Genomic DNA, 19,850 nt, shown 5'->3' on the forward strand with positions numbered 1-19,850 from the left:
TTCGTTGATCTTTCGGCGTCTTGTAGCTAGGCCCGGCACGGGACGGAAGGGTGCGCCCGGTCACGGTATCTGTCGAAAGGTTACGGAAGATGACGGCAAGGGGCGATCGCGGCACGGTGGTGTTCGATCTGGACGGCACGCTGGCCGATACCGCCGCCGACCTGATCGCGGCGGCGAATGCCTGTTTCGCGGCCCGCGGGCTGGGGCGGCTGCTGGACCCGGTGGCGGATGCCGGCATCGCATTCCACGGCGGGCGGGCGATGCTGCGGGCGGGCTATGGGCGGATCCCGGCCGATGCGCTGCTGCCCCCGGGCGCCGAGGACGAAGATTTCCCGCGGCTGCTGGGGTTCTATGGCGACTGCATCGCCGATTCGACCCGGCTGTATGACGGGGTGGAAGAGGCGCTGGAGCAGCTGCGGGCCGAGGGTTATCTGCTGTCGGTCTGCACCAACAAGCCCGAGGCGCTGGCCGAAAAGCTGCTGGCGGCGCTGGGGGTGCGGGTGCTGTTCGGCGCCATGATCGGCGCCGACACGCTGCCGGTCAGGAAGCCCGACCCGCGCCCCTATGCGGCGGCGGTGGAACGCGCCGGCGGCACGGTGGCGCGGTCGTTCCTGCTGGGCGATACCGAGACCGACCTGAAGACCGCCCGCGCCAGCGGCGTGCGGGTGTCGCTGGTCGGCTTCGGCCCCGAGGGCGCGGCGATTTCGCGGCTGCGGCCCGACCATGTGCTGGCGGGGTTCGACGCGCTGCCGGCGCTGGCGCGGGGGTGGCTGGGCTGACGAAAGGGGCGCTGCCCCTCGCGCCTGCGGCGCTCACCCCGGGATATTTTTCGACAGAAGATGGCGTGGATCCAGAAGCGCGGCGAGTTCGGCGCGCAGTTCGGCGGGATCAGCCGCGTCGGGGGCGGCACGGCGGGCAAGCGCCGCGTTCGCGCGGCGGCGGGCGGCAAGGCCCATGGTTCCCGCGGCGGCGGCGACCTGTTCGAACTCGACGCGGCTCAGGTTGCAGGCCAGCACCAGGTCGCAGCCGGCGGCGATGGCGGCGGCGGTGCGCTCGGCCGGGGTTCCGCTCAGCGCGTTCATGCCGATGTCGTCGCTCATCAGCAGGCCGTCGAAGCCGATACGCTTGCGGATCAGGCGGATCGCGGCGGGTGAGGCGGTGGCCGGGCGGTCGTCCAGCTGCGTCAGGCGGATATGCGCGGTCATCCCCAGCGGCAGGTCGGCAAGCGCCCGGAACGGCTGGAAATCGCTGGCGTCGAGCTCGTCAAGCGCCGTGTCCAGCACCGGCAGCTGGTGGTGGCTGTCCACGAGCGCGCGGCCGTGGCCCGGCATGTGCTTGACGATGGGCAGCACGCCGGCGGCCAGCAGCCCCTCAGCCGCGGCGCGGCCCATGGTGGCGACGGTGGCGGCATCGGTGCCGAAGCAGCGGTTCCTAAGGAACTCGTGGGTCTGGTCCCCGGCGATGTCGAGGCAGGGGGCGGCGTCGGCGTCGATCCCGACCGCGCGCAGTTCGCGGCCCATCAGCCGGTGGCGCAGGCGCACGGCCTCGGCGCCGTCGCTTGCGCTGTCGAGCGGTGCAGGCCAGTCGGTCCAGTGGGGCGCGCGCAGGCGCTGGACGCGGCCGCCCTCTTGATCGGTCATCACCACCGCGTCGCGGCCGACCGCCTCGCGCAGATCGGCGGTCAGGCAGCGCAGCTGTTCGGGAGTATCGACGTTGCGGGCAAAGAGGATGAAGCCCCAGGGGTCGGCCTCGCGCAGGAAGGCGCGCTCGTCGCGGCCGAGGGTCAGGCCCTCGACCCCGAGGATGGTGGCGCCATGCGCGGGGCCAGGACCGGGGGTCCGGCTCAATTCGCCGCCGCGGGGATGCAGTCGGTGCCGGCGGCGATCAGGTCGGCGCAGAACTTGCGGGCCTCGTCGCGGGTCTCGAACCCGGCGACGCGCAGGCGGTAGAACACCCGGCCGCCGGCCTTGTGCTCCTGCACCAAGGGCGCCTTGCCGGCGAACAGATCGCCATAGCGGCCCGACACGCGGCTCCATTCGCTTTCGGCGATGGCGTTGCTGTCGAAGGCGCCGATCTGCACCAGCGGCGCGCCCGAGGCGACCTTGACCGGCGCCGGCGCAGCAGCGGCGGGCGCGGCCTCGGGGGCGGCAGCCACGGCGGTTTCGGCGGCAGCCGGGGCCGCGGGGGCCGGGGCGGCTGCTGCAGCGGCCAGACGGCGCGGGCGCGGCATCGGGCGTGCCGAGGTGGCGACCGCGGGCTGCGCCCCGGCCTCGGCCAGCGCGGCGGTGATGGCGTGGTCCAGCGCGGGCTGGCCGGCGGCATCGGTGACCGCGGCGGTCACCGGCACGGCATCGGCCTCCATCGGGCCGACGGCGGGCACGCCCACGGCCAGATCGGCCTCGGCCGCAAGCTCGGCGGCGCGGCGCGCGGCCTCGGCGTCGCTGGTGGCGACGACCGGGGCGCCGGCATCCTCGACGAAATCATCCTCGGCGGCGGCTTCGCGGGCGGTGGCGCCCAGCTCTCCCATCGCGACGTCCTGCTGGTCGAGCGCGGTCGGCGCAGGGGCGATCGCCACCCGTTCGACCGGGGCGGCGCCGGCACCGGCGGCCACGCCGTTGACGGCCAGCCCCTCGCGGTCGCTGAGCATTCCGCCGGGGTCGGCAGGGGCTATGCGGCTGTCGCCCTCGACCGCGCGGATCACCGGCACGCCGGACACGTCGCGCACCACCAGCTGGTAGCCCCAGACCGCCAGGCTGGCCATCAGGAACACCGAGACCAGCGCGCCCAGGTAATGGGTCAGCCGCGCCACCCGGCCCAGCACGCTGTCGCGGTCGGTCAGCCGCAGCCCGTCGCCATGGGTGGCGTAGCGCGATTCGTCCCAGTCCTGCGCGGTCCAGCCGTGCCCTTCCAGAACCTCGTCGTCCTGCACGCCCCAATCCGCGGCGTGGCGCCCGGGCGCGGGCGAATCATCCCCATCGCGCCCCGGATACAAGTGAGAAGAGTCCCCATACCCGCCGGAGCGGAAATCCACCACCGTCATCGCTATCGTCCTGCCTGTCCGCCGGTTGACCCGGTTGTCGTTGACTGCTCGTTCCTTCCCCGGACCGGACGCCTCGTTGAGTCAGCGCATTTCCTTGGCCGGAGTTACCCCCAAGATACCCAAGCCCGCCGAAATGACAACGCCGACGGCCCGCGCCAGCGCGATTTTCGCTGCTGTTGCGTCGATGTCACCATCCTGCACGAAGCGCAGCCCGGGTTCGTCGTTGCCGCGGTTCCACAGCGCATGCAGGTCCGAGGCGAGGTCGTAGAGGAAGAACGCGATGCGGTGGGGCTCATGCGCGCGGGCGGCGATTTCCACCGTGCGCGGCCATTCGGCGATGCGCCGGGCCAGCGCCCCTTGTGCCGGGTGGTCCAGCGCCACCGCCTGCGCCAGCGCCGCGTCCGACACGTCCACGCCCATCTCGGCCGCGCGGCGCAGCACCGAGTTGATGCGGGCGCTGGCATATTGGACATACCAGACCGGGTTGTCCTTGGATTGCTCCAGAACCTTGTCGAAGTCGAAATCCAGCGCCGCATCGTTCTTGCGGGTCAGCATGTGGAAACGGGTCACGTCGCGCCCCGCCTGTTCCACCACGTCGCGCAGGGTGACGAAGGTGCCGGCGCGCTTGGACATCTTGAAGGGCTCGCCGTTCTTGAACAGCCGCACCAGCTGGATCAGCTTGACGTCCAGCGGCACGCGCCCGCCCGACAGCGCCGCAACCGCCGCCTGCATCCGCTTGACGTAACCGCCGTGGTCGGCGCCGAAGATGTCGATCAGCTGGTCGAAGCCGCGGTCGATCTTGTCCCAGTGATAGGCGATGTCGGGGGCGAAATAGGTCCAGCTGCCGTCCGATTTCTTCACCGGCCGGTCCACGTCGTCGCCGTGGGCGGTGGACCGGAACAGCGTCTGCTCGCGCGCCTCCCAATCCTCGGGCAGCTTGCCCTTGGGGGGGGCCAGCACGCCTTCGTAGATCAGCCCCGCGTCGGCAAGCCGCTGGATCGCGGCCTCGATCCGGCCGGTGCCGTACAGCGCCTTTTCGCTGGAATAGACGTCCATTTCGACGCCCAGCAGCGCCAGGTCGTCGCGGATCACCTGCATCATCAGCCCGGTGGCAAAGTCGCGCACCTCGGCCAGCCATTCGGATTCGGGACGGTCGAGCAGGCTGTCGCCGTAGCGGTCCTTGAGCGCCTGCCCCACCGGGATCAGGTAGTCGCCGGGATAGAGCCCCTCGGCGATGCGAGGCTCTTGCCCGTGGGCCTCGCGGTAGCGTTCATAGGCCGAGCGGGCCAGCACATCGACCTGCGCGCCGCCGTCGTTGATGTAGTATTCGCGGGTCACATCGTTGCCGGCGAAGTGCAGCAGGCTGGCCAGCGCATCGCCGAACACCGCCCCGCGCATGTGGCCGACATGCATCGGGCCGGTGGGGTTGGCGCTGACGAACTCGACGTTGATGCGGGCGCCCTGCCCGCCAGGGGCGCGGCCATAATCATCGCCGGCGTCCAGCGCCGCGCGCAGCACCCCGGTCCAGACCTCGGGGGAAAGCCGCAGGTTGAGGAAGCCGGGTCCGGCGACCTCGGCGGCCTCGATCCTCGGGTCGGCGGCAAGGCGGGCGGCCAGCGCCTCGGCGATCTCGCGCGGCTTCAACCCGGCGGGCTTGGCCAGCACCATCGCGGCGTTGGTCGCCATGTCCCCATGCGCGGGGTCGCGCGGCGGCTCCACCGCCACGGCGGCGAAATCCAGCCCCGCGGGCAGCTGCCCGGCGGCGGTCATGTCGGTCAGCGCGTCCAGCACGCGCACGCGGATATCGGCAAAGATGTTCATCGGGCTTTCTCGCTCTTGCCCGCAATGCAGTAGCGAAGCGGCCTGAAAGCCGCAACCTTGCAGGGCCCGGCCGGGGGCTTCGCGCCCCCCGCCCTTCAGGCTCCCCCGCGGGATATTTGTCGCAAGATGAAAGCCCCGGGGGTGGCGCACCGCAGTCAAGAATTGACGCGAGGCCCATTCTGCGCTAGGGGCCGCAAGCCCGCATCCGGCGGGCGACCGAGGGGCGCATGGAAGGCCGCGTCCCATTTTGCGCGCAAGCGTCGCGCGTCGGACCGCGATACTTCCTGACGAAAGACCCCGATGACCAAGTTTTCCGATCTCAAGCTCGACCCCAAGGTGCTGCAGGCCGTTACCGAGGCGGGCTATGAGACCCCCACCCCGATCCAGGTCGGCGCCATCCCCCCCGCGCTGGAAGGCCGCGACGTGCTGGGCATCGCGCAGACCGGCACCGGCAAGACCGCCGGCTTCGTGCTGCCGATGATCACCCTGCTGGGCCGCGGCCGGGCGCGGGCGCGGATGCCGCGCAGCCTGGTGCTGTGCCCGACCCGCGAGCTGGCCGCGCAGGTGGCCGAGAACTTCGACATCTACGCCAAGCATACCCGCCTGACCAAGGCGCTGCTGATCGGCGGCGTGTCGTTCAAGGAACAGGACCTGCTGATCGACCGCGGCGTCGACGTGCTGATCGCCACCCCCGGCCGGCTGCTGGATCACTTCGAGCGCGGCAAGCTGCTGCTGACCGGCGTGCAGATCATGGTGGTGGACGAGGCCGACCGGATGCTCGACATGGGTTTCATCCCGGATATCGAGCGGATCTTCCAGCTGACCCCCTTCACCCGGCAGACGCTGTTCTTTTCCGCCACCATGGCGCCCGAGATCGAGCGGATCACCAACACCTTCCTGCACGCCCCCGAGCGGATCGAGGTCGCCCGCCAGGCCACCACCAGCGAGACGATCACCCAGAAGCTGGTCGAGCTGACCCCCACCCGCAAGGACCAGTCCGCCAAGCAGAAGCGCGAGCTGCTGCGGGCGCTGATCGACGCCGAGGGCGAGGGGCTGAAGAACGCCATCATCTTCTGCAACCGCAAGACCGACGTGGATATCGTCGCCAAGTCGCTGAAGGCGCATGGCTATGACGCCGCGCCGATCCATGGCGACCTGGACCAGCGGGTGCGGATGACGACGCTGGACGGGTTCCGCGACGGCTCGCTGCGGTTTCTGGTGGCCTCGGACGTGGCGGCGCGCGGGCTGGATATTCCGGCGGTCAGCCATGTGTTCAACTTCGACCTGCCCTCGCACGCCGAGGATTACGTCCACCGCATCGGCCGCACCGGGCGCGCCGGCCGGCAGGGCACGGCGATTTCCATCTCGACCCCGGCGGATGAGAAATACCTGTCGGCGATCGAGAATCTGGTCAAGCAGTCCCTGCCCCGCGCCGATGTCCCCGAGGGCTTCCGCCTGTCCGATGCGGCGCAGCGCCCGCCGCGCCCGGCATCCGAGCGCGGCGTCACCCGGGGCGCACCGGCGCGCAGCCGCTCGCGCCGCGGCGGGTTGAGGGAACCGGCGAAGGATAGCGCCGAGGTGGTGGAGGCAAGCGCCGCCGCCCCCGTCGCTCAGCCCGAAGAGGCGCCGCGCGCGGCGGCCCCGGAACGCAGCGAGCGCAGCGCCGAGCCGCGGCGGGGTGGTCACGGCAACGGCCAGTCGGGTGGCGAGGGCCGCCACGGCGGCGAGCATCGCCGCGACGACCGCAGGGATGACCGGCGTGACGAGCGCCGCGATGACCGGCGCGACCGCCATCGCGACCACGACCGCGGCCCGGCGGTGGCCGGGATGGGCGACCACGTTCCCGACTTCATGCGCACCAGCTTCACCGAGGCGCTGGCGATCACCGACGCCCGCATGGCCAGCCGCAGCCAGTCCGAGCCGCAGCCGGCCGAGGAAGACGCGGCCCCGGCCGAGACCCCGGCCGCCGCGTCCTCGGGTTCGGGCCGCAGCCGCTCGCGCAGCCGCTCGCGCAGCAAGGACCGCAGCACCGAGGCTGTGACCGAAGCTGCGGATGCGGCCGTGGGCGATCAGGCGGTCGAGGTCGTCGAGGCTGTCGAGGCTGCCGCCGAGACGGTTGCCCCCGCAACCGAAGCGGTCGCAGAAGCGGCCAGCGACCAACCGGCCGGGTCGGTTGCCCCTGCGACCGAGACGGCAGCAGTGGAAGCGGTCAGCGAGGACGCTGCTGCGGCCGATGCCGCCGTGCCCGCAGTCCTCCCGGAAGCGGCGGCGCCGGAGGTGGCGGCCGAGGTTCAGGATACGGGCAGCGAGACGCCCGCGGAGGTTCCCGCCGCCGAGGCCGAGGTCGCGGAAAAGCCCAAGCGCACCCGCCGCACGACCGCGGCGAAGCCCGCGGCCAGGACGGCCGCCAAGGCGCCCGCAAAATCCACCCGCAGCGCGAAATCCGCGGCCAAGGCTCCTGCCGAGGCGGCAGAGGCCCCCGCCGCCGACGTTGCGACCGAAACGACCGAGGCCCCGGCGAAACCCGCCGCAAAGCCGCGCACCCGCAAGGCGCCTGCCAAGCCCGCCAAGGCCGCCACCAGCAAGGCGGGCGACGCCGGCACCGGCACGGATGCCGCCGCGCCCGCGGCCGCGGATGCCGCTGACACCAAGCCCGCGGACGGCCAGAAGGACGCCGGCCCGGCGCAGGGCTGACGCCTCTGATGCGTCCCGCCCCGCGGCGGCCCGACTCGGGGGCGGCGCCCGGCGCTTTGCAGGCAACCCCGGCCCGCCGGCTCCCCCTTGCGCTGCGCCTTGGCGCCGACCTGCTGATCGGGGCGGCGGCGGCGCTGGGTCAGGCCCCCTGGGGGCTCTGGCCGGTGACGGTGCTGGCGCTGGCGGCGCTGATCTGGCGGGTGGCGACGGCGCCCTCGGCCCGCGCGGCCGCCTGGCGGGCGCTGGCCATCGGCGCCGGGCATTTCGCGCTGGCGCTGGCCTGGATCACCCAGCCCTTTCTGGTCGAGGCCGACCGCTACGGCTGGATGTCACCCTTTGCTCTGCTGCTGACCGCACTTGGCGGTGCGCTGTTCTGGGCGCTGCCGGCGCTGGCCGCGCATCGGCTTGGCTGGAACCGCGCCATCCGCGCGGCGGCGCTGGCGCTGGCGCTGCTGGTCTCGGACTGGCTGCGGGGCTGGATTTTCACCGGCCTACCCTGGGCGCTGACCGGGCATGTCTGGATCGACACCCCCGCCGGGCAGATCGCCGCCTGGTTGGGCGCGCCGGGGCTGTCGGCGCTGACGCTGGCGGCGGCATTGCTGCCGGTGCTGGGCAGCACGCGCCGCAGCATCACCATCGGCGCCGGGCTGTCGGCGGTGCTGATCGCCCTGGCCTGGGGCGCCGGGCTGGCCCGGTTGGCGCAGCCCCTGCCGCCGGACCAGCCCCAAATCATCCGCCTGGTCCAGCCCAACGCCGATCAGACGCTGAAATGGGACCCGTTCTGGGCCCCGCAGTTCTACGACCGGCTGACCGCGCTGTCGGCGCTGCCGCTGGACCCGGCGCTGGGGGAGGGCCGCCCCGATCTGGTGGTCTGGCCGGAAACCGCGGTGCCGTTCCTGCTGAACGAGGCCGGACCGGCGCTGGAGGACATCGCCTCCCAGTCCGGCACCACCACCCTGGTCGGCATCCAGCGCTCTGACGGCGCCGCATGGTTCAACAGCCTGGCCGAGTTCACCCCGGACGCCCGTATCGGCGCGGTCTACGACAAGTTCCACCTGGTCCCCTTCGGCGAATACATCCCCTGGGGCGATGCCTTGGCGCGGTTCGGGATCACCGCCTTTGCCGCCCAGCACGGCAACGGCTATTCCCGCGGCCCCGGCCCGCAGGTGATCGCCGTCGAGGGCCTGCCCCCCTTCCAGCCGCTGATCTGCTACGAGGCGATCTTTGAGCGCCACCTGTTGCGCGGCCAGCGCCCGGAATGGATACTGCAGGTGACCAACGACGCCTGGTTCGGCACCTGGTCCGGCCCCTACCAGCATCTGGCGCAGGCGCGGCTGCGGGCGATCCAGTCCGGGCTGCCGCTGCTGCGGGCGGCCAATACCGGGGTTTCGGCGGTGATCGACGCGCGCGGGGGGCTGCGCGCAACGCTGGCGCTGAACCGCGACGGCGTGCTGGACGCGCCGCTGCCGGGCGCGCTGCCGCCGACGCTATGGTGGCGCTGGGGCGATCTGCCGATGCTGGCGCTGATGGCGCTGGCCGCCGCGGCGCTGGCCATCGCCCGGCGCAACCGCCGCAGTCATTGACGCCACCGGCGCAAGCGCGTATCGCCCGGGCGACGACCCCCACAACGGCTTCCTGGCGTGGAGAGGTCCTGAACCAATGGAGCAATCATGTCCCGTCAGAATTACGTCTTCACCTCCGAGTCCGTCTCGGAGGGGCATCCCGACAAGCTGTGCGACCAGATCTCGGATGCGGTGCTCGACGCGCTGCTAGAACAGGAGCCGCTGGCCCGCGTCGCCTGCGAGACCTTCGCCACCACCGGGATGGTGGTGATCGGGGGCGAGATCGGGCTGAAGGACAAGGGGCGGCTGACCTCGACCATGGGGCGGATCCCGGAAATCGCCCGGGGCGTGATCCGCGACATCGGCTACGAGCAGGAAAAGTTCCACTGGAACACCTGCCACGTGCTGAACTTCCTGCACGAGCAATCCGCCCATATCGCGCAGGGCGTGGACAAGGACGGGGCCGGCGATCAGGGGATCATGTTCGGCTATGCGGTGGACGAGACGCCCGAGCTGATGCCCGCGCCGATCCAGTATGCCCACGCGATCCTGCGCCGCCTGGCCGAAGCCCGCAAGTCGGGCGAACAGCCGACGCTGGGCCCGGACGCCAAGTCGCAGCTGTCGGTGCGCTATGAAAACGGCCGCCCGGTCGGGATCACCCAGATCGTGGTCAGCCACCAGCACCACGACAAGGCGCAGACCTCGGACGACATCCGCGCCATCGTGGAACCCTATGTGCGCGAGGTGCTGCCCGAGGGCTGGCTGACCGAGGACACCGTCTGGCACGTCAACCCCACCGGCACCTTCGTCATCGGCGGCCCGGACGGGGATGCGGGGCTGACCGGGCGCAAGATCATCGTCGACACCTACGGCGGCGCCGCCCCCCACGGCGGCGGGGCGTTTTCCGGCAAGGACCCGACCAAGGTCGACCGCTCGGCGGCCTATGCCGCGCGCTACCTGGCCAAGAACGTGGTCGCCGCCGGGCTGGCGAAACGCTGCGTGATCCAGCTGTCCTATGCAATCGGGGTGGCCGAGCCGCTGTCGATCTATGCCGACACCTACGGCACCGGCGAGGTCCCCGAGGCCGAGATCGAGCGCGCCCTGCGCGAGGTCATGGACCTGACGCCGCTGGGCATCCGCAACCACCTCGACCTGTGCAAGCCCATCTACCGCCGCACCGCCGCCTACGGCCATTTCGGCCGCACGCCGGAAGCGGACGGCGGCTTCAGCTGGGAACGCACCGATCTGGCCGAGGCGCTGAAGAAGGCGTTTTGAGGGACGGCGCAGCCCTGCTCAGTCTACGCTGGGCAGGTTGTTTTCTGATCCACCGATCTATTCACTTTGGGTTAAAGCATTGCAACAAAATGTGCAGAATAGGAAGGCTCGTGCGATAAAAACTGCAAGGGCAGACCTGTGAGTCACTGGACCAAAAGGCAATTCAAGCCCCAGCCTGCGGAGAGGTGGGCTATGTATAGACTCATCACTCCCATCGTTGACGAGGCCTGCACCATCAGCGGACTTGAACCTTACTTCGAATACTTTCGCCCAAACGGACCAAATCGTCGCCTATCCGTGGATATCGCACTGATCAATGACGATCAGCCGGTATGGATGATAGAGGCAAAAAAATATTCCCGCATCCTCAATCCAGGATTCATAACTCCTTATTTGACCAGCGGGGAAATGGGAGTTGTTTCAAACGGAAACATATGGATATTCCACATACAAGACCAGTCAGCAGTCGTGGGTCCCATTCTCGACCCACAAGGCTTTCTTATTCAGTCCAAGTTAGACCGTATCATTTCAACCCTTTCACAAACTGATCCAATTTCAGCAAAAGCTTCGCTTGACAACTGGCAAAGCACCTGGGTCGACTATCAGAAGACCATGTCGCCAGCCGTCTGGTATTTGGGAAAAGGTACGGGCGAGCGAATCTATGCAGAAAAGAAAGAAACAAAAAGTCTCCGCGAAGCTATTGATGTTATTCTTGCATCATTTATCGGCGTGAGGCATGATTCTCCACTTGGAAAATTCCTTTCCATGCTACAGGACGAGGACGTTGAAATATCCAGTGGATATATCGAACTAAGCGTTAACCGACTGGTTTGGCAACTTCCAGATGGACAACGAGCCGCAAGAATAGACTTAACTACGCGCCAACTCGAAATCTTAGTCCACAATGACATTATTGATGCTGCAGGGCTAGTATCGATTTTAGCACATAAAAAAATGCATGACAAGAATCCGAAAATGACTACATACAAAGCTCGCACCAATGCAGAACTAGCCAGTCTTGTTCCAATATTTCGCTGCATACCGCAGCTCAAAGCATCGGAAAATTGCATCTGATCAATCCGGCCGCAGCACCGTCACCCCGCGGGCGCCGGCGCGGGCCAGGGTCGGGTCCAGCGACATCGTCACGTATTCGCCGCGCCGCCAGCGTTCCGACAGGTCGTCGTAGTGGCGTGACAGCGGGTGGCCGGACTGGCCGGTGGCGATGACGAAGACCGAGCTGTCGGGGTCGGCGAGATCGTAGACGCCGCGATAGCCGGCGCCGCCGACCGCGGCCCAGGGGTTGGCGCCCTGCCCCATCACCGGCGCCCGGGCCAGGCTCGAGCCGTCGCCCGAGGTGGATTGCACCAGGCTGACCACCCAGCCGATCAGCGGCATCCGCCCCAGCGCCGGGTGTTCGTGGCGCGCGACATGGGCGTCGCCCCAGCGCCAGCTTTCCACGTCGGGGCCGAACCGCGCGCTCAGCTCGACCAGCGCCGCGTCCAGCGCCTGCCGGGCGATGGTGGTGCAGTCCTCAACCGGGGCCGACTGCACCACGTCGCACCAGACCGCGGCGCCGCCGGTGTCCCGGAACACCCGGTCGATGAAGGCGGGACGCAGCTCGGCCGAGACCTCTGCCGCCAGGGCCCCCAGCTCGTCATGGATCAGCCGCAGCTGCAGCTGCTGCATCCAGGCGGAATAGATCAGCGGCTCGGGCAGGTGCTCGCCCATGTTGCCGTCCCATTCCGCCAGCAGCGCCAGCGCGTCCTGGCGCTGGCGTTCGGGGGTGCCGGGGGCGGCGGCCTCGCCGGTGAACCACAGGTCGGCGCCGACCAGCGGCAGCAGCGCCCGCGCCGCCGGGCTGACCGTATCCAGCTGCGCGTCGATGAAGCTGTCGCGGGAATGGATCTCGCGCGAGGCCAGCAGCCGCGACAGCCGCAGCAGCCGCAGCGGCTCGTCGCGGTCATGGCCAAGGGCCAGAGCGCTGGCCCCGGTCGCCTCGGCCCCGGTCGCGGCGACCATGCCCTGCGCGGGCTCGGTCATCCGCAGCGGATCGTCCGGCGCCACCGGCTCGAGCCAGCGCACCGCCGGGTCGCGGCCGGGCGCGGGCATCCGCCCGGCGGTGGGATGCTCGGGCGGGCGGCGGGGGATTTCCCCCGCCAGGACCTGCGCCACGCCCTCGGCGTCGGCCAGCGTCACCTGCACCGCCGGGGCGACGATGCCGCGCGCGGCCTGCGCGGCGCCGGCGCGGTCGGGCGCCTGCATCAGCGCGATCAGCGCGCTGAGCGTGGTGTCCTGCCCGGACAGCCCGGTCCAGCGCAGCGCCGGGACATAGCCGCCCGGGGTCACCGCCAGCAGCCCCAGATGCGCGGGCGGGATCACCGGCCCGGATTCGGTTTCGCGCAGGGTGATGCGGCGGTCCTCCGCGCCGTGGATGCGGATCACCTCGTGCCGCGTGGTGAACTCGCGCCAGCCGCCATCGGCCAGATAGCGGTCGGGGGCGCCGGGCTGGACCTCCTCCATCACGATGTCCTGATCGTCCACCCAGGCCGGAGTCAGCCCCCAGGCGAGGCTCTGGTTGCGCCCGGTCAGCACCGCCGGGATTCCGGGGATGGTGCCGCCGATCACGCTGCCCGCGCGCAAATCCATCCGCGCCAGATACCACAGCGAGGGCGCGGTCAGCGCCACCTGCGGGTCGTTGGCCAGCAGCGGCGCGCCGGCGGCGGTGCGGCTGGCGCCGGCGGCAAAGCCGTTGGCAGAGCTGCCGCGGCCGACGCGGATATAGCCGACCAGCCCCGCGAACCAGTCCTCGGCCGCGGCCTCGGGCACGGGGGCAAAGCGCGCGCCCTCTCCGAACAGCGCCGCATAGGGGGGCAGCGGCGCTTCGCCGGCGGCGCGGACCAGATCGCCCCCCCGTTCGGGCGCGGCCAGAGAGACCCGCGCCCGCGTCACCTCGGCCGCGACCTGACGCGAGGCGCCGGCGGCGACCAGCTTGAGGATCGCCAGCGAATCCGCCGGCTGCCAATAGGCGATGTCGCCGGGCAGCAGGAAGAACTCGGGCGCGCCGCGGCCCAGGGCGCCTTGATTCACCTGCTCGACCCAGGCGTTCACCCCGTCGGCATAGGCCTGCAGTGCCGTCTGCGTCGCCGGGTCCTGCGCGGCCAGCGAGTCCTGCGCATGGCGCCACAGCCCCAGCCGCCGCGCCAGATCGTCGGCGGCAAAGGCGCGTTCGCCGAACATCTCGGCCAGCCGGCCCTGCGCGGCGCGGCGCAGCACCACCATCTGGAACAGCCGGTCCTGCGCATGGGCGAACCCCAGCGCAAAGAACGCGTCGCGGTCGGTCGAGGCGAGGATATGGGGGATGTTCTCGGTCGTGCGCACGATCTCGACCGGCTGCTCGACCCCCGCCAGCGCCAGCTCGGCGTCATAGTCGGGCAGCGAGCGGACGGCGAAATACCACGCCAGCGCCAGCGCGCCGACAAGGACCGCGATCAGGCCGATGGTCAGCCGGACCAGCCAGCGAAACAGCGAAAGCATGGGCGGCGGCGTCCTTGAAAACGGGCGGCCCCGGTTGACGGGGCCAGAGGGCAATGGAATGTGACAGGCTGATAGGGCAGCGGCCGCCGGTTTTCAACGCGGCCCGGACAGGAGGATGCAATGGCGCAGGTGGCGTTTCTGGGGCTGGGCGTGATGGGATTCCCGATGGCGGGGCATCTGGCCGCCAAGGGACACGAGGTCACGGTCTACAACCGCACGGCGGCACGGGCGCTGGACTGGACCGGCCGCCATCCCGGCCGACACGCCGCCACCCCGCGAGAGGCGGCGCAGGGCGCGCGGTTCGTCATGGCCTGCGTGGGCAACGACGACGACCTGCGCGCAGTGTGCCTGGGCCCGGACGGCGCCTTTGCCGGCATGGCCCCGGGGGCGATCTTCGTCGATCACACCACGGTGTCGGCCGAGGTCACGCGGGAGCTGTCGGCGGCGGCGCGCGAGCTTGGCATCGGTTTCGTGGATGCGCCGGTGTCCGGCGGGCAGGCGGGCGCGGAAAACGGGCAGCTGTCGGTGATGTGCGGCGGGGCGCAGGCAGATTATGACGCCGCCGAGCCGCTGATCGCCGCCTATGCGCGCATCTGCCGGCGCATGGGCGACAGCGGCGCGGGGCAGTTGGCGAAGATGTGCAACCAGATCGCCATCGCCGGGCTGGTGCAGGGGCTGGCCGAATCGCTGAACTTCGCGCAGCGCGCCGGACTTTCGATCCCCGAGCTGGTCGAGGTGATCAGCCAGGGCGCCGCCGGCAGCTGGCAGATGCAGAACCGCCACGCCACCATGGCCGAGGGGCGCTATGACTTCGGATTTGCGGTGGACTGGATGCGCAAGGACCTGGGGATCTGCCTGAAGGCCGGCGATGAGATCGGCGCCGCCCTGCCGGTCACCGCGCTGGTCGACCAGTTCTACAAGGACGTGCAGCTGATGGGCGGCGGCCGCTGGGACACCTCGTCCCTGCTCGCCCGGCTCAAGGGCTGACAGACCCTGCGCGCCGCTTCTTCATCATGAAAATATCCTGGGGGGCCGGCCGCAAGGCCGGCGGGGGCAAAGCCCCCTTTCCCCGCTACATCAGCGGCGAAAACAGCCGCGCCAGCGAATCGCGGAACCGCAGCAGCGGGTTACGGGCGCGGTAGCCCTCGACGGTGAACTCGCGGCAGTCCTGCATGTCGCGCAGGAAATCCCGTTCCAGCCGCTGCGAGAACGCCTCGTCATAGATCACCGCGTTCAGCTCGTAATTGATGCCGAAGCTGCGGATGTCGATGTTGGCCGAGCCGATGGAGCAGACCCGCCCGTCGGCGATCACCGTCTTGGCGTGCAGATAGCCCGGCTGATACAGCAGCACCTGCGCCCCCGAGGCGGCGATTTCCCGCATATAGGTGTTCGCCGCCCAGTAGGGCACATATTGCCGGGCCCCGCGTTCGCTGATCATCACCCGCACATCCACCCCCGACAGCGCCGCCGCCTTGAGCGCCTCGGCGATGCTGGTGTCGAGGATGAAGAACGGCGATTGCAGATAGACCCGTTCCCGCGCCCCCACGATCATCGCGAAATACAGCTGCCTTATCGCCTGCCATTCCGAGTCCGGCCCCGACAGCGTCAGCTGCACCGGCAGCCGCGCGTCCTGCAACTCCGCGGGGGTGGGCGGGAAATGGTCGGGCTGGAACAGGTCCTCGCCGGTGGCGTTGCGCCAGTCGACCGCGAACACCGCCTGCAGCAGCGCCACCGACGATCCGGTCATGCGGATATTGGTGTCGCGCCACAGCCGGAAGCCGCGCGGCGGGTGCAGATGCTCACCCCCGATGTTCAGCCCGCCGGTATGGCCGACCCGCCCGTCGATCACCGCGATCTTGCGGTGGTTGCGATAGGAAATCGTGTGCACCCGCCACAGTTTCGAGAACGGCTCGAACCGCACCCCGCCCGCCCGCATCTGGCGGATATAGCCCCGGCGCAGCATGAAGATCGAGCCCACCGGGTCGTAGAGGATGCGCACCGCCACCCCCTGCGCCGCCTTTTCGGTCAGGATCGCCTTCAGCTCTTCGCCGAAATCATCGGCATTCCAGCTGAAATACTGCAGGTGGATCGAGTGGGTGGCCCCGCGCAGATCCTCGATCAGCCGCGGATAGGCGTTGGGCGCGTCCTGCAGCAGCTCGATCCGGTTGCGGGTGGTCACGGTCGAGCGGGTGGTGTTGCGCACCAGCTCGGACAGCGAGGCGGCCGAGCCGTCCTCGGCCTCCATCCTTGCCAGCGCCTCGCGGTGTTCGGGTTCAAGCCCGGCGATCAGCGGCGCCAGCCGCGCGTCCAGTTCCTGCCGCATCAGCTTGCCGGTCAGGCCGAAGTTCTGGTGCTGGCGTCCGAACAGCAGGTAGAGCACCACCCCCACCCCGGGCAGCAGCGCGAACAGCAGCATCCACGCCAGGGTGGCGCTGGGGCGGCGGTTCTCGGCGATGATGTAGACGCCGATGACGACGAGATAGGCGGCAAATCCAAGCGATAGGGCGGTCAGGATCGGCGCCGGCATCATGTCCCCTGGTGTTCGTGGTTGGGCGCATCATGGCGCGGGCGGGGGGAAAGGGCCAGACGCGGTTCGGGCGGCGCCGCCGGGGGCTGCGCGCCCCCATCGTCGTATACGACGATCCCGCGGGATATTTCCTCCACGATGAAAGCAGGGGCGGCAAAGCAGGAGCGGGGGGCAGAACGGCAAAAGGCCCCGTCCGGTGGGGGCGGGGCCTTTGCAAATCATGGTGCCGGTCAGGTCAGGCCGGTTGCGGCGCGGGGTCCTTGCGGCGGGGGCGGAACAGCCGCGTCACCATCACGAAGAACACCGGCACGAACAGCAGCGTCAGCAGGGTGCCAGTGACGGTGCCGAAGAAGGTGGCGTAGCCGATGGCGTGGCGCGCCCCCGCCCCGGCCCCCGAGGACAGCACCAGCGGCAGCACCCCCAGCCCGAAGGCCAGCGAGGTCATCAGGATCGGGCGGAACCGCAGGCGGGCGGCCTCGCGCACGGCGGTCAGGGCGGATTCGCCCATCCCCTCCATGCGTTCGCGGGCAAAGGCCACGATCATGATGCCGTTCTTGCCGGTCAGCCCGACCACGGTCAGCAGCCCGACCTGGAAATAGACCCCGTTCGCCTGCCCGCCGACCCAGGCGCCGATCAGCGCGCCGAGGATGCCGACCGGCATCGACAGCAGCACCGCGATGGGGATGGTCCAGCTTTCGTAAAGCGCGGCCAGGCACAGGAACACCGTCGCCAGCGCCAGCGCGTAAAGCGTCAGCGCCCCGGCCCCGGCCTCTTTTTCCTCGAGCGAGAGGCCGCTCCATTGCAGGTTGAAGCCGGGCGGCAGCTGTGCGGCCAGCGCCTCGATCTCGGCCAGCGCGTCGCCCGAGGAATAGCCGGGTGCGGGCTGGCCCTCGATCGCCATCGCGGGCAGCGCGTTGTAGCGCGTCACCTGCTGCGGCCCGAACACCCAGTCCTGGGTGGCAAAGGTCGAGAAATCGACGAACTCGCCATTGCCGTTCTGCAGCCGCCACAGCTCCAGATCGCGCGGCGCGGTGCGGGCCCAGGGCTCGCCCTGCACATACACCCGCTTGATGCGGCCGTTGTACAGGAAGTCGTTGACATAGGTGCCCGACCAGATCGTCGCCAGGAACGAGCCGACATCGGTCGCCGTCACGCCCACCGCGCCGGCCTTGGCCCAGTCGATGTTCAGCTTGAACTGCGAGGCGTCCTCGACCCCGTTCGGGCGCACCGCGGTCAGCACCGGGCTTTGGCTGGCCATGCCCAGCAGCTGGTTGCGCGCGGCCAGCAGCTCTTCGTGGCTCTGGCCGGCAGCGGCCGAGAGATAGGCGGAAAACCCGCTGGCGTTGCCCAGTTCCAGCACCGCCGGGGGCACGATCGGGATCACCAGCGCCTCGCGGATGCCGCCCATCAGCGGGCCGAAGGCGCGCCCGGCGATGGCGGCGGCAGACTGGTCGGGCTCGGGGCGTTCGGACCAGTCGGTCAGCCGCACGAACATCATCCCCATGTTCTGCCCCTGCCCCGCGAACGAGAACCCGCGCACGGCGAACACCGATTCCACGTTGCCCGCCTCGGCGGTGGTGAAATACTCGGACACCCGGGCCATCACCGCCTCGGTCGCCTCGGCGGTGGTGCCGGTCGGGCCCTGCACGATCACCATGAGCGCGCCCTGATCCTCGTCGGGCAGGAAGGCGGTGGGGGTGCGCTGATAAAGCACCACCATCCCGCCCACGATCAGCAGATAGACCAGGATCATGCGGAACGGCCGCGCCGTGGTCGCCCGCACGATCGCCACATAGCCATGGGTCACGTGGGTGAAGTTGCGCTCGAACCAGTTGCCGAAGCCCGAGCCGAGCCGGCCCAGCAGCCCCTGGCGCGGCGCGTGCGCATGGGAATGGGCGTGGGGCTTCAGCATGGTGGCGCACAGCGCCGGCGTGAACACCAGCGCCACCACCACCGACAGCAGCATGGCTGAAACGATGGTGACGGCGAACTGCTTGTACATCTCACCGGTCGAGCCGCCGTAGAAGGCCATCGGCACGAACACGGCCGAGATCACCAGCCCGATGCCGACCAGCGCGCCCGAGATCTCGTCCATCGACTTGCGGGTGGCCTCGAGCGGGCCCAACCCCTCGTCGCGCATGATCCGCTCGACGTTCTCGACCACCACGATGGCGTCGTCGACCAGCAGGCCGATGGCCAGCACCATCGCCAGCATGGTCAGCGTGTTGATGGTGAACCCCAGCGCCGCCATGATCCCGAAGGTGCCCAGGATCACCACCGGCACCGCCAGCGTCGGAATCAGCGTGGCGCGGAAGTTGTGCAGGAAGATCAGCATGACGAGAAAGACCAGCGCCATCGCCTCGATCAGCGTCTTGACCACCGCCTCGATCGAGATCAGCACGAAGGGCGTGGTGTCATAGGGGATGACGTATTCCATCCCTGCGGGCAGGAACTGCGCCAGCTCGTCCAGCTTGTCCTTGACCAGCTTCGAGGTGTCCAGCGCATTGGCCCCCGAGGCCAGCTGGATTGCCATCCCCGAGGACGGCAACCCGTTGTAGGTGCCGGCGATCTCGTAGTTTTCCGACCCCAGCTCGGCCCGTGCCACGTCGCGCAGCAGCACCAGCCCGCCGTCGGTGTCGGCGCGCAGCACGATGCGCTCGAAATCTTCGGGGGTGCGCAGCAGCGATTGCGCGGTGATGGTGGCGTTCAGCTGCTGGCCGGGAGGCGCCGGCATGGCGCCAAAGGCGCCGGCCGAGATCTGGGCGTTCTGCGCCCGGATCGCCGCCACCACCTGCGCGGGCGAGAGGTCGTAGTATTTCAGCCGCGTCGGGTCCAGCCAGATGCGCATCGAGTATTCCGACCCGAACACCTGCACCTTGCCCACGCCCTCGATCCGCGAGATCGGCTCGACCATGAACGAGTTGAGATAGTCCGCCAGGTCCACCGCGGTGCGCGCGCCGTCGCTGGAAATCAGCCCGACCACCATCAGGAAGCCGGTGGCGGATTTCGACACCGCCACGCCCTGGCGGACCACCGGTTCGGGCAGGATCGCCTGCGCCCGGGCCAGCTTGTTCTGCACCTGCACCTGCGCGATGTCGGCGTCGGTGCCCATCTCGAAGGTCAGGGTGATCGTCGCGCCGCCGGTCGAGGTGGTGGTCGAGTTGATGTAGCGCAGCCCGTCCAGCCCGGTCATCTCGCGCTCGATCAGCTGGACCACGGTGTCGGCCACGGTCTCGGCCGAGGCGCCGGGATAGACGGTGTTGATGACGACCGACGGCCCGGCGATGGTCGGATATTGCGAGATCGGCAGCCGCAGCACCGACAGCGTGCCCAGCCCCATGATGATGATCGCGATCACCCAGGCGAAGATCGGGCGGTCGATGAAGAAACGGGCCAT

At 69.7% G+C, this 19,850-nt stretch carries 11 protein-coding genes, 1 pseudogene and 1 riboswitch; of the genes and pseudogenes, 6 read left to right on the forward strand and 6 right to left on the reverse strand.

Features of this window, described 5'->3' with window-relative positions:
• Positions 1-89 precede the first annotated feature (89 nt).
• Positions 90-779 (forward strand): HAD-IA family hydrolase, encoded by a 690-nt coding sequence (locus BUB57_RS05000; RefSeq protein ID WP_073063087.1) that lies wholly within the window; start codon positions 90-92, stop codon positions 777-779.
• 33 nt (positions 780-812) lie between these two features.
• Here the strand turns inward: BUB57_RS05000 and nagZ are convergent, their stop codons facing one another.
• From nagZ to argS, 3 genes are all read right to left on the reverse strand, one after another.
• Complete coding sequence (gene nagZ / locus BUB57_RS05005) at positions 813-1,847, reverse strand: beta-N-acetylhexosaminidase (protein WP_073063090.1); 1,035 nt, start codon at positions 1,845-1,847, stop codon at positions 813-815.
• Positions 1,844-2,929, reverse strand: a complete 1,086-nt coding sequence (locus BUB57_RS05010) for an SPOR domain-containing protein (RefSeq protein WP_234951984.1) — start codon at positions 2,927-2,929, stop codon at positions 1,844-1,846. Before BUB57_RS05010 ends, nagZ begins: the two co-directional genes overlap by 4 nt.
• 192 nt (positions 2,930-3,121) lie before the next feature.
• Positions 3,122-4,861: an arginine--tRNA ligase gene (gene argS, locus BUB57_RS05015; RefSeq protein WP_073063093.1), complete on the reverse strand. Its 1,740-nt coding sequence runs from the start codon at positions 4,859-4,861 to the stop codon at positions 3,122-3,124.
• A 300-nt stretch (positions 4,862-5,161) separates the two neighbouring features.
• On the opposite strand from argS, the pseudogene BUB57_RS05020 reads away from it, so the two are divergent.
• The 4 genes and pseudogenes from BUB57_RS05020 to BUB57_RS16480 form a co-directional block, all read left to right on the forward strand.
• Positions 5,162-6,703, forward strand: a pseudogene (locus BUB57_RS05020) (DEAD/DEAH box helicase); the annotation flags it as partial.
• An 860-nt stretch (positions 6,704-7,563) separates the two neighbouring features.
• Positions 7,564-9,138: an apolipoprotein N-acyltransferase gene (lnt, locus tag BUB57_RS05025; protein ID WP_084731968.1), complete on the forward strand. Its 1,575-nt coding sequence runs from the start codon at positions 7,564-7,566 to the stop codon at positions 9,136-9,138.
• A 33-nt stretch (positions 9,139-9,171) separates the two neighbouring features.
• Positions 9,172-9,222, forward strand: a riboswitch (SAM-SAH riboswitch).
• Between the two features lie 3 nt (positions 9,223-9,225).
• Positions 9,226-10,392, forward strand: a complete 1,167-nt coding sequence (gene metK, locus BUB57_RS05030) for a methionine adenosyltransferase (protein ID WP_073063096.1) — start codon at positions 9,226-9,228, stop codon at positions 10,390-10,392.
• A gap of 192 nt (positions 10,393-10,584) precedes the next feature.
• Complete coding sequence (locus BUB57_RS16480) at positions 10,585-11,466, forward strand: hypothetical protein (protein ID WP_143159618.1); 882 nt, start codon at positions 10,585-10,587, stop codon at positions 11,464-11,466.
• Here BUB57_RS16480 and BUB57_RS05035 read toward each other — a convergent pair whose 3' ends face one another.
• The gene (locus BUB57_RS05035; RefSeq protein ID WP_073063099.1) at positions 11,467-13,926 is read right to left on the reverse strand and encodes a penicillin acylase family protein; all 2,460 of its coding nucleotides are present in this window, start codon (positions 13,924-13,926) and stop codon (positions 11,467-11,469) included. It abuts the gene before it with no gap.
• Between the two features lie 120 nt (positions 13,927-14,046).
• On the opposite strand from BUB57_RS05035, the gene BUB57_RS05040 reads away from it, so the two are divergent.
• Positions 14,047-14,913, forward strand: coding sequence for an NAD(P)-dependent oxidoreductase (locus BUB57_RS05040; protein WP_073063104.1), 867 nt, complete (start codon positions 14,047-14,049; stop codon positions 14,911-14,913).
• Between the two features lie 85 nt (positions 14,914-14,998).
• Here the strand turns inward: BUB57_RS05040 and cls are convergent, their stop codons facing one another.
• Together cls and BUB57_RS05050 are read right to left on the reverse strand one after the other, a co-directional pair.
• On the reverse strand, positions 14,999-16,453 hold the full coding sequence (gene cls / locus BUB57_RS05045; RefSeq protein WP_073063698.1) for a cardiolipin synthase: 1,455 nt from the start codon (positions 16,451-16,453) through the stop codon (positions 14,999-15,001).
• A 235-nt stretch (positions 16,454-16,688) separates the two neighbouring features.
• Positions 16,689-19,850 carry an efflux RND transporter permease subunit gene (locus BUB57_RS05050; RefSeq protein WP_073063107.1) on the reverse strand — a complete coding sequence of 1,054 codons (3,162 nt, stop codon included), beginning with the start codon at positions 19,848-19,850 and terminating at the stop codon, positions 16,689-16,691.

This window comes from Paracoccus solventivorans (assembly GCF_900142875.1).
Lineage (GTDB): Bacteria > Pseudomonadota > Alphaproteobacteria > Rhodobacterales > Rhodobacteraceae > Paracoccus > Paracoccus solventivorans.

Bases quoted from the DNA above. Each gene is read 5' to 3' on its own strand.
- BUB57_RS05000 (WP_073063087.1), top strand. From the start codon at position 90: ATGACGGCAAGGGGCGATCGCGGCACGGTGGTGTTCGATCTGGACGGC.
- argS (WP_073063093.1), bottom strand. From the start codon at position 4,861: ATGAACATCTTTGCCGATATCCGCGTGCGCGTGCTGGACGCGCTGACC.
- lnt (WP_084731968.1), top strand. From the start codon at position 7,564: ATGCGTCCCGCCCCGCGGCGGCCCGACTCGGGGGCGGCGCCCGGCGCT.
- metK (WP_073063096.1), top strand. From the start codon at position 9,226: ATGTCCCGTCAGAATTACGTCTTCACCTCCGAGTCCGTCTCGGAGGGG.
- BUB57_RS16480 (WP_143159618.1), top strand. From the start codon at position 10,585: ATGTATAGACTCATCACTCCCATCGTTGACGAGGCCTGCACCATCAGC.
- BUB57_RS05035 (WP_073063099.1), bottom strand. From the start codon at position 13,926: ATGCTTTCGCTGTTTCGCTGGCTGGTCCGGCTGACCATCGGCCTGATC.
- BUB57_RS05040 (WP_073063104.1), top strand. From the start codon at position 14,047: ATGGCGCAGGTGGCGTTTCTGGGGCTGGGCGTGATGGGATTCCCGATG.
- cls (WP_073063698.1), bottom strand. From the start codon at position 16,453: ATGCCGGCGCCGATCCTGACCGCCCTATCGCTTGGATTTGCCGCCTAT.
- BUB57_RS05050 (WP_073063107.1), bottom strand. From the start codon at position 19,850: ATGGCCCGTTTCTTCATCGACCGCCCGATCTTCGCCTGGGTGATCGCG.